Annotated in this window: 10 protein-coding genes; 3 read left to right on the top strand and 7 right to left on the bottom strand. The window is 73.5% G+C overall.

The genetic code is table 11. The features are described from left to right. Positions 1-39: 39 nt before the first annotated feature. The 5 genes from KZQ38_RS21905 to KZQ38_RS21885 all read right to left on the bottom strand — a co-directional run bounded on the left by KZQ38_RS21905 (position 40) and on the right by KZQ38_RS21885 (position 4,406). A complete protein-coding gene (locus KZQ38_RS21905; RefSeq protein ID WP_219443989.1) occupies positions 40-834 on the bottom strand; it encodes a type III pantothenate kinase in 795 nt (264 codons plus the stop codon). Between the two features lie 25 nt (positions 835-859). Further along, positions 860-1,354, bottom strand: coding sequence for an aspartate 1-decarboxylase (panD, locus tag KZQ38_RS21900; protein ID WP_219443988.1), 495 nt, complete (start codon positions 1,352-1,354; stop codon positions 860-862). Between the two features lie 11 nt (positions 1,355-1,365). Beyond that, a complete protein-coding gene (gene panC / locus KZQ38_RS21895; protein WP_219443987.1) occupies positions 1,366-2,256 on the bottom strand; it encodes a pantoate--beta-alanine ligase in 891 nt (296 codons plus the stop codon). After that, a complete protein-coding gene (locus KZQ38_RS21890) occupies positions 2,253-3,146 on the bottom strand; it encodes a Rossmann-like and DUF2520 domain-containing protein (protein ID WP_219443986.1) in 894 nt (297 codons plus the stop codon). Before KZQ38_RS21890 ends, panC begins: the two co-directional genes overlap by 4 nt. Positions 3,147-3,233: 87 nt before the next feature. Next, entirely contained in the window at positions 3,234-4,406 is a 1,173-nt protein-coding gene (locus KZQ38_RS21885; protein ID WP_308258521.1) for a PrsW family intramembrane metalloprotease, read from the bottom strand. Positions 4,407-4,436: 30 nt separating this feature from the next. Here KZQ38_RS21885 and KZQ38_RS21880 point away from each other — a divergent pair, with 30 nt between their 5' ends. From KZQ38_RS21880 to KZQ38_RS21870, 3 genes are all read left to right on the top strand, one after another. Continuing rightward, the gene (locus KZQ38_RS21880) at positions 4,437-5,345 is read left to right on the top strand and encodes an SAM-dependent methyltransferase (protein WP_219443985.1); all 909 of its coding nucleotides are present in this window, start codon (positions 4,437-4,439) and stop codon (positions 5,343-5,345) included. A gap of 55 nt (positions 5,346-5,400) precedes the next feature. Then, positions 5,401-5,847, top strand: a complete 447-nt coding sequence (locus tag KZQ38_RS21875; protein WP_219443984.1) for a DUF1203 domain-containing protein — start codon at positions 5,401-5,403, stop codon at positions 5,845-5,847. Between the two features lie 104 nt (positions 5,848-5,951). Beyond that, positions 5,952-7,016, top strand: a complete 1,065-nt coding sequence (locus KZQ38_RS21870; protein WP_219443983.1) for an NADH-quinone oxidoreductase subunit D — start codon at positions 5,952-5,954, stop codon at positions 7,014-7,016. Here the strand turns inward: KZQ38_RS21870 and KZQ38_RS21865 are convergent, their stop codons facing one another. Continuing rightward, positions 7,017-8,516: a DUF6779 domain-containing protein gene (locus KZQ38_RS21865; RefSeq protein ID WP_219443982.1), complete on the bottom strand. Its 1,500-nt coding sequence runs from the start codon at positions 8,514-8,516 to the stop codon at positions 7,017-7,019. It abuts the gene before it with no gap. A gap of 72 nt (positions 8,517-8,588) precedes the next feature. Continuing rightward, positions 8,589-9,050 carry a DUF3180 domain-containing protein gene (locus KZQ38_RS21860; protein ID WP_257901836.1) on the bottom strand — a complete coding sequence of 154 codons (462 nt, stop codon included), beginning with the start codon at positions 9,048-9,050 and terminating at the stop codon, positions 8,589-8,591. Between the last annotated feature and the right edge of the window lie 2 nt (positions 9,051-9,052).

Genomic DNA, 9,052 nt, shown 5'->3' with positions numbered 1-9,052 from the left:
GTCATCCTTGGTGGTCTGCCAAGCGGCGAGCGTCCGCTTTTATCCCGACACCCGCATGTTCCGCTCGAACACGAGCCTCAACCCGAGCAACGTCAGATCCGGCACGTGCCCCTGGATCGTCGCCGACTCGGCCACCACCAACGAGGCAAGCCCACCGGTGGCGATCACCGTGACGGGTCCGGGCTCCGCCGCCTGCAACTCCGCCACGATCCGGCGCACCAGGCCGTCCACCTGCCCGACGAACCCGTACACGATGCCGGATTGCAGGCACTCCACGGTGTTCTTCCCGATCACCGACCGGGGACGGACCAGCTCCACCTTCCGCAACTGCGCGGCCCGCAGCGCAAGCGCGTCCACGGAGATCTCGATCCCCGGCGCGAGCGCTCCACCCAGGAACTCGCCCTTGGCGGAGATGACGTCCAGGTTGGTGGACGTCCCGAAGTCGACCACCACGCACGCGGTGCTGTAGAGGTGGTGCGCCGCCAGGGTGTTGATCACCCGGTCGGAGCCGACCTCCTTGGGGTTGTCGACGAGCAGCGGCACCCCGGTCCGCACGCCCGGCTCCACCAACACCTTCGGCACCGCCGAGTAGTACCGGCCGACCATGACCCGCAGCTCGCGCAGCACCGCGGGCACCGTGGACAGCGCCGCGATCCCGGTGATCTTGTCCGCGTACTCGCCGAGCAGGCCCCGCATGGTCAACGCGAGTTCGTCGGCCGTCATCCGCGCGTCGGTGCGCATCCTCCAGTCACGGACCAGGGCCGCCTTGTCCCCCGTGCCGTCGTACAGGCCCAGCACGATGTTCGTGTTGCCGACGTCAATCGCAAGCAGCACTGCGCTTCCTCTCCCCTGACCGGGCTCAGCTCTCCGCTTGCAACAACGCGTCCAACGCGGTCGCGTCTTCAGTCTCGGAGGCACTCTCTTCAGAGCCAACGCCCCCAACCACAACCGAGGACCCGCTGACCAACCCGGACCCTTCAGGCGCACGAGCCGGGTCGACCCCCAACTCCACCACCTTGTTGTCCGCGTCCACGAACACGACCTTCGGCCGGTAGGCACGGGCCTCGGCGTCGTCCATCTGGCCGTAGGCGATCAGGATGACCAGGTCCCCCGGCCGCACGAGGTGCGCCGCCGCGCCGTTGATCCCGATGACGCCGCTGCCGCGCTCGCCGGGGATGACGTAGGTCTCCAGGCGCGCCCCGTTGGTGACGTCCACGATCGCGACCTGCTCGCCCGCCAGCAGGTCGGCGGCCTCCATGAGGTCCTCGTCCACGGTCACCGAACCCACGTAGTGCAGGTCGGCCTGGGTCACCGTGGCGCGGTGGATCTTCGACTTGAGCATGGTGCGGAACATCGCGGTTCCCCTCACTCGTCGCCCGTGCCGAGCAGCACGGGCACGTTGTCGATCAGTCGGGTGGACCCCACCCTCGCCGCGACGAGCAGTCGCGCGTCCCCGTTCTCCGGCGCCGGCCCCAGGTCGGGCGCGCGCAGCTCCAGGTAGTCCACCACGACGCCGGGTTCGGCGGCGAGCACGCCCGCGGCCGTCTCCAGCACCGCGGCGGCGCCCTGACCGCTCACGTGCGCCCCGGCCACCAGCGCCGCGGACAACGCCACCGCCGCCGACCTCTCCTCCTCCGACAGGTACCGGTTGCGGGAGGACAGCGCCAGGCCGTCGTGCTCGCGCACCGTCGGCACGCCCACCACCGCGACCGGGAAGTCCAGGTCCCTCGCCATCCGGTGGATCAGCGTGAGCTGCTGGTAGTCCTTCTCGCCGAACACCGCGTACGTCGGCTGCACGATGTTGAACAGCTTCGACACCACGGTCAGCACACCCGCGAAGTGACCCGGGCGGGACGCGCCTTCGAGTTCGTCGCCCAGCGGACCCGCCGACAGGGTGATCGACGCGCCCGGCAGGTACATGTCCTCGGCCGACGGCGCGAAGACCAGGCCCACGCGCTCCTCGCGGCAGATGTCGACATCGGACTCCAACGTGCGCGGGTACTTCGCGTAGTCCTCGCCCGGTCCGAACTGCGCCGGGTTCACGAAGATCGACACCACGACCACCGTGTTCTGCATGACCCGCGCTTCGCGGATCAGCTTGCGGTGGCCCTCGTGCAGCGCGCCCATGGTGGGCACGAGCGCGATGTTGCGCCCGGCGGCACGCAGGGCGCGCACCACCCGCCGCAGCCGCTCCGGGTCGCGGTGCACCGTGACGTCGTCGGGCGCGTAGTCGTCTTTGCTCAGCGGCTTGGTCATCGGTCCTCAAGGGTGGTGCGGACGTCGTCGGCCGGTTCGGGCTTGAGCAGCCCGGCGGCCTGCGCGCGGTCGACGGTGCGGCGCGCGAGAACTCGGTACGGGGCCAGCGTGTCAGGCGCTTCGGACGCCAGTACGCGCAGGTGCTTCGCGACGGTGCCGCGGTCGCCACGCGCGACGGGCCCGGTGAGGGCGCGGTCGCCGTGCCGCAGCACGTTGTCCAGCGCCGCGGACAGCAGCGGGCCGAGCACCCGCTCGGCGTTGGCGACGCCCGCCGCGCGGAGCAGGTCGGCGCAGTCGGCGACCAGCGTCATCAGGTGGTTGGCGCCGTGGGCCAGGGCCGCGTGGTAGAGCGGGCGGGCGGCTTCGGGCACGCGCACGGGTTCGGCGGACATCTCCACGACCAGTGCTTCGCCGACGTGCCACGCGGCGTCGTCGCCGTCCGCGGCGGTGATGCCGACCGAGCACGCGGTCATCCGCTCGACGTCCTCGGGGCGACCGGTGAACGTCATCACCGGGTGCAGCGCCACGCACAAGGCACCCGCTTCGGCCGCCGGTGCCAGCACCCCGACGCCCTGCGCCCCGCTGGTGTGCACCACGATCTGCCCGGCACGCAGCGAGCCGGTGGCGACCAGGCCGCGGACGAGTCCGGGCAGCTCGTCGTCGGGCACGGCCAGCAGCACGAGGTCGGCCGACGCGGCGACGTCCGGCGGCGGTGCGACCGGCACGCCCGGCAGCAGCTCTTCGGCCCGGCGCAGCGAATCGCGCGACACGGCGGCCACCGCGCTGACGACGTGGCCGGCCCTGGTCAGGGCGGCGCCCAGCACCGAGCCCACCCGGCCCGCCGAGATCACCCCGACGGCCAGCCGCGCGGGGCGGGGGGTCGCGTCCATGCGACGTACTCCTTCAATGGCGTTCCAGTCCCGTTGCGGGTACCGGACGACGGCCGCGAGCGTAATCCCGCGTCCGCCGGACCGAACTCAACTGCGACGAACACCACCCGCGGCCTTGAGCGCACCCGGTGCGTCGACAGCCGCCTGACGTGCGGTGACCAGCGAATCCAGCAGCTCGGCGTGACGTTCGTCGGCCCGGCTGCCCGCCGTGCCGAGCGCCATCCGGTGCCGCAGGAACGCGAGTTCGGTGGCCGCCACCTGGTACCCGGCGACGGCACGCGCCGCCTGGTCGCCGACCTTCCGCCGGACCGCGCGCCGCCACCGCCGCCTGCCCTGCAACGACGCCAGCAGCGTCACCTCGCTGGAGGCGATCCACCGCCGCGAGGCCATCTCGGGGAGCTGCTCCGCGACGATCCGCTGCTCGCGGCGGCGCTGCCAGACCACCAGCCACACCATGCCCGCGAACACCGGCACCATGATCAGGAAGTACAGGTTGATGAACGTCGAGCCGGTGCCCACGGTGGTGGAGAAGTTCCACAGCGAGTGCAGCCCGACCGCGCCCAGGTAACCCAGCAGCGGCGCGACCACCCGCAGCCGCTTGTTGCCGGTCAGCGCCGCCACGCCCACGCCGATGCCGGTCATCGAGGTGAACAGCGGGTGCGCGAACGGCGACAGCACGCCGCGCAGGATGAACAACGCCACGACTCCGCTGCTCAGGTCGCCGAAACCGCTGTCCACGAACACGCGCGCGAAGTAGTAGATGTTCTCGGTGAACGCGAAGCCGGCGGCCGTCACGCCCGCGTAGACCATGCCGTCCACGACGCCGTCGAACTCCTCGCGGCGGCGCAGGAACAGGGCCAGCACGAACGCGGCCTTGGTCGCCTCCTCCACGATCGGCGCGCCGACCACCGCCGCGAACGTCGAGCCGTCGCCGTTGTTGATCAGCTCGCCGAGCACGTGCGCGGTCTGGTTGAACACCAGCGACGTGATCGTCGCGCCGCACGCGCCCCAGGCGAACGCCAGGAGCAGGATCTTCGCGGGTTCCGGTTCCCACCGGTCCACCCAGAGGAAGGCGCCGAGCACCGCGACGACCGGCACCAGCGCCGCGACCGCGCCCACCAGGATCGGGCCGACGCCGATCCGGCTGGTGCCCAGCGCGAGCAGCACCAGCCCGCACACGCCCAGCGCGATCAGGCCGACGACCGGCAGGAGAACGGTCCAGCGGCGCTGGTTCGCGCGCTTGCGGGCGGGTGACGTCACAGTGGGCAACCTTAAAGGGACACTTGACCAGTGCGGGATTCGGAATCGGCGTGGCGGTCGGCGCTGTACGGGCCGAACGGCTTCTTCAGCGGCGGCGCGGTGCCCGCCGACCACTTCCGCACGGCACCGCTGATCGGCCCTGAGCTGGCCGAAGCCCTTCTGGTGTTGCTCGATCGGGTGGACTTCCACCTGGGCAGGCCGAGCCGGCTGGACTTCGTCGACATGGGCGCGGGTGGTGGTGAACTCGCCGCGGCCGTCCGGGAACTCGCGCCACGCGCGTGCGCCGACCGGTTGCACGTCACGGCGGTCGACCTGGGACCGGTGCGCCACCACCCCGGTGTCACGTGGACCCGCGAGGCCCCGTCCGCCGTGACCGGTCTGCTCGTCGGCCACGAGTGGTTGGACGCCGTCCCGTGCCCGCTCGTGGTCGGTCCGCACGACGACCCGTGGCTCACGCGCTGGTGGCCGCTCGCGCCGGGGTGGCGGGCCGAGATCGGCACGCCGCGCGACCGGGCGTGGGCGGACGTCGTGTCCCGCGTGCGTGGTGCGGCGCTCGCCGTGGACTACGGGCACCTGCGAGCCGACCGCGCCGCCGGGCGCTACCGGGACGGGACGTTCGCCGCGTACCGCGCTGGGCGGCGCGTGGAGCCCGTGTTCGACGGCACGTGCGACCTGACCGCGCACGTGGCTCTCGACGCGTGCGCCGCGGCGGCCGGTGGCGACCACGTGCTGGTGTCCCAACGCGACGCCCTCGCCGCTCTTGGCCTCTCCACCGCACCCACCGGGTCCGGTCTCGCGTGGCTGGAGTCGGCGAGCCGCGCGTCACGCGTGGCCGAACTGCGCGCCCCGGGCGGGCTCGGCTCGTTCGGCTGGCTGCTGCACGGCGTGGGCGTCCGCACGGCCGACCTCCTGCCGCCGCTGCCGCCGTGGCGGCCGTGAGGCGATGTCCGAAGACCGCCGGCCGCCGGGTTTCCACGCCGCGAGGCTTGGCGGCATGAGGATTCACGCGCTGCCCACCGACGTGGTGGAGCGGGCCCGGCGGCGGGCGGGCACGGACGACTACCACGAGCTGCGGGGCGAGGAGGTGGGCGCGCCGCTGCGGTGCTGCCTGCGCAAGGCCGGTCCCGGCGAGCCGGTCGTGTTGTTCCGCTACTCGCCCGCCGCCGGGCGCGGGCCGTACGAGGAACTGGGTCCGGTGTTCGTGCACATGCTGCCGTGCGAGGGGCCCACCGAGGTCGACGCCGTGCCCGAGGCGTTCCGGCACAACCACCGCCTGCTGCGCGCGTACGACGCGGACGGGCGCATCCACCGCGGCGAGGTCGCCGAGCCCGCGGTGTTGACCGACCGGATCGAGGCGTTGCTCGCCGCGCCCGCAGTGGCGGAGGTCCAGGTGCGCAGCGTGTCGCACGGGTGCTTCCTGTTCACGGTGACCGCCGGCTGACGCGCACGCACGACCCGACCGCCGGCTGACGCGCACGCACGACCCGCACGCCGGCTGACGCGCGCGCACGACCCGCACGCCGACCGACGTGCGAGCATGACCGGGTGGAGATCACCGTTGGCGTCGGTGCCGGCGCGCGTCACCTGGGCGTGGACCGGGTGGTCGACCTCGGCCCCCTGCACCCCTCGGCGCACGGCGCGTACCGGCTGCGCCTGACCGTCCGCGACGACGCGGTCATCACCGCCGCCGAACCCCTGGTGGGGCACCTGCACCGGGGCGCGGAGAAGCTGTTCGAGGTCCGCGACTACCGGCAGGTGCTGACCCTGGCGAACCGGCACGACTGGCTGGCCGCGTTCTGCAACGAACTCGCGGTCGCGCTCGCCGTGGAGCGGATGACCGGCATGGACGTGCCCGCGCGCGCCCAGGTGCTGCGGGCGTTGCTGTGCGAGCTGAACCGCGTCGTGGCGCACCTGGTGTTCCTGGCCCCGCTGACCGCGGCGCGGGGCCGGGAGGCCGTGCAGACCGTGCTGGAGGAGGCGTCCGGCGGGCGCGTCCACTTCATGTTCAACCGGGTCGGCGGGCTGCGCGAGGACGTGCCCGCCGGGTGGACGGGCCGGGTCCGCGCGGCGCTGGCCGAGGTCGACCCGGGCGAGGCGCCGACCGGCCTGGCCGGTCTCGGCGTGCTGACCGCGGACGCCGCGCTCGCGCACGGCGTGACCGGTCCCATCGGGCGGGCGTCCGGCGTGGACCTCGACCTGCGCCGCGACGACCCGCTGCCCGGTTACCGCGACCTCGGCGTGACGCCCGTCGTGCGGACCGAGGGGGACGCGGAGGCACGCGTCCGGTGCATGGTGGACGAGGTGCGCCAGTCCGTGCGGCTGGTGGAGCGGTGCCTCGACGTGCTGCCCGCCGGTCCCGTGAACGTCCGGCTGCCGAAGGCCATCAAGGCGCCCGAGGGGTCCGTCTACACGCGAGTCGAAGCGCCGTTGGGCACGTCCGGCGTGCACCTGGCGTCACGTGGCGAGAAGACCCCGTGGCGGCTCAAGCTGCGGACGCCGTCGTTCAACAACGTCCAGGCGTTGTCGGCGTTGCTGCCCGGCACCGGCGTCGACGACCTGCCCGCCGTGCTCGGCTCGTTCGCCGTCGTCGTCGGGGACATCGACAAGTGATCAGTCCTCACCGCGCCGCCGACGCCGACGGGGCGACTCGCCCCCGCCGAACGCGGCCAGCAACTCGCTGACCGACTTGCCGTCCGCGTGCGCGCCTTCGGGTTCGGGCGCCTCGCGCCGCGCGGGCCGGTCCTCGGCCCGCCGCCGCCCACCGCCGTCCGCCCGGTGCCCGCCCGCCTCGGCGGCCGGCTCGCCACGCGCGGGCTCGGCCGGCTCGGCGTGCCGCACCTGAACCGATTCCGAGTAGCCGCTTTGCTCGGCGGCACGACGCGTGGTGGCGGGCTCCGCCTTCGGCGGCGCCGCACGCCGGACGGGTTCGGCCAACGCGTCACGACTGATCATCTCGGTCCGCTCGGCGACCCGGCTGCGCCGCTGCGGCGCGGGCTCGGCCGCGGACTGGCCACGGGCCGGGGCGAAGAAGTCCTGCCCGGCCGCCCTGCCCGCGTCCACCCGCGACACGTCACCACGCACCGGGGCCATCCGCGTCTGCTCCGCCTTCGACTGCCCCTGGGGCTGTCCTTGCGGCTGCGCTTGCGGCTGTCCGGCCGGCGACTGTCCACCACGCGACGGTCCACGCGGCGGCTCCTTCGGCGGCTCCACTCGCGACACCGGCCGGCCGACGAGGTCGGCCCGGTTCACCCGTTCCGTCGGATCGGGCACGCGCACCGCGCCTTCCGCCGCACGCACGGTCGCCGGGCGCTGCCCACCGCGACCCGCCTCCCGCCGGTTGGGCTGGGGACCCTCCCGCCGGGACTGGTCGGGGCGCACGGGCTCGGGCCGGCGGGCCTGGTCCTTCCGGGACGTGTCGTGCGGCACCCGCTCGATCAGCTCTGTCCGGTCCGCCGCCTTCTCCCGGTCGGCCGACTTCGCCGCCTTCCCGGGAGCGGCGGCCTTCTCGGCCGCCTTCTCAGAAACCTTCTCGGGAACGGGAACCCTCTCCGCGCCCTTCTTCCCCACCGCCTTGGCGGGCGCGGCGGTGATGATCCGCTGGTCGCTCACCGCCATCAGCCGGGACTGGTCGGACAGGGCGCGCATCCGGGTCGACTCGGCACGCAACGCGACGCGCTCCACCAGCACCTCGCCGCCGAGCAGGGCCTCCAGGTTCTCCCGCAGGGCACGCAGCTCGCCGCGCAACGCCTCCAGGTCGTCCTTGGCCTCCTCGCGCACCCGCTTGCGCGTCTCGGCCTCGACCTCCAGCTCGTACTCGCGCCGCGCGGCGACCTCGCGCTCCAGCTCCAGCTCGTACACGGACTGGAGGTCGGCCACCTCGTCGGCGCGGTCCGCGACCTGGCGGCGGTAGCGGGCCGCGAGGAAAGCGCCCACCAGCGCGGCCCACAGCGCGGCGACCACGGCGAGCCGGAGCCACCGCGCGCTGTCGCTCAGGACCAGCACGGCGGCGGCCCCGAGGGCCAGCGCCAGTGCGGCCACCAACAGCAGTCGCCCAGTGGCACGACCGTGATCTTGCTGCTCGTCGTCCTGCGACGCGCCTCGCGCGGTCATGGGCCCTACCGTACCCGGCAGTTATCCGATTGAGACCAAGACGTCGGTATTCGGCCCCCGGCCGGGCGGTCCTCACGCCTCCCGGTGGGGCTCGTCCGGGGTGCGGCAGCAGTGCTCCAGCCACAGCCCGGCACCGACCAGGACCGCCGCGCAGCACACCCCGATGACCGCGCTGACCAGGTCGTGCCGCGCGGCGTCCACTTCGGCGCGCACCGGGAGCACGTAGATCAGCACGCCGCCCCACGCGCCCGCCATGATCGCGCCGAGCACCGACGAAGCCTTCGCGAGCGCTACGGCCCGCGCCGCGGTCAACGGTTGGACAGGCGCGGCACCGGGCCGGCGCTGGATGCGTGCCCGCAGCGAGAACGCCAGCACCAGGTCGACCGCGGCGATCACGAGGAGGGTGAACCCGGCGAACGTGGGCAGCGGCGGCAGCGTGTCGTAGGCGAGCCGGAGCAGCAGGTGCGCGAGCAGACCCGCGACGAGGGCGGCGGCGAGCAGGTCACGGGACTTGGTGAACCTCACGGCTCCCATGG

The sequence above is a fragment of the Saccharothrix obliqua genome (assembly GCF_019375475.1).
GTDB lineage: Bacteria > Actinomycetota > Actinomycetes > Mycobacteriales > Pseudonocardiaceae > Actinosynnema > Actinosynnema obliqua.
This window is presented reverse-complemented; position numbering and strand designations above follow the sequence as displayed.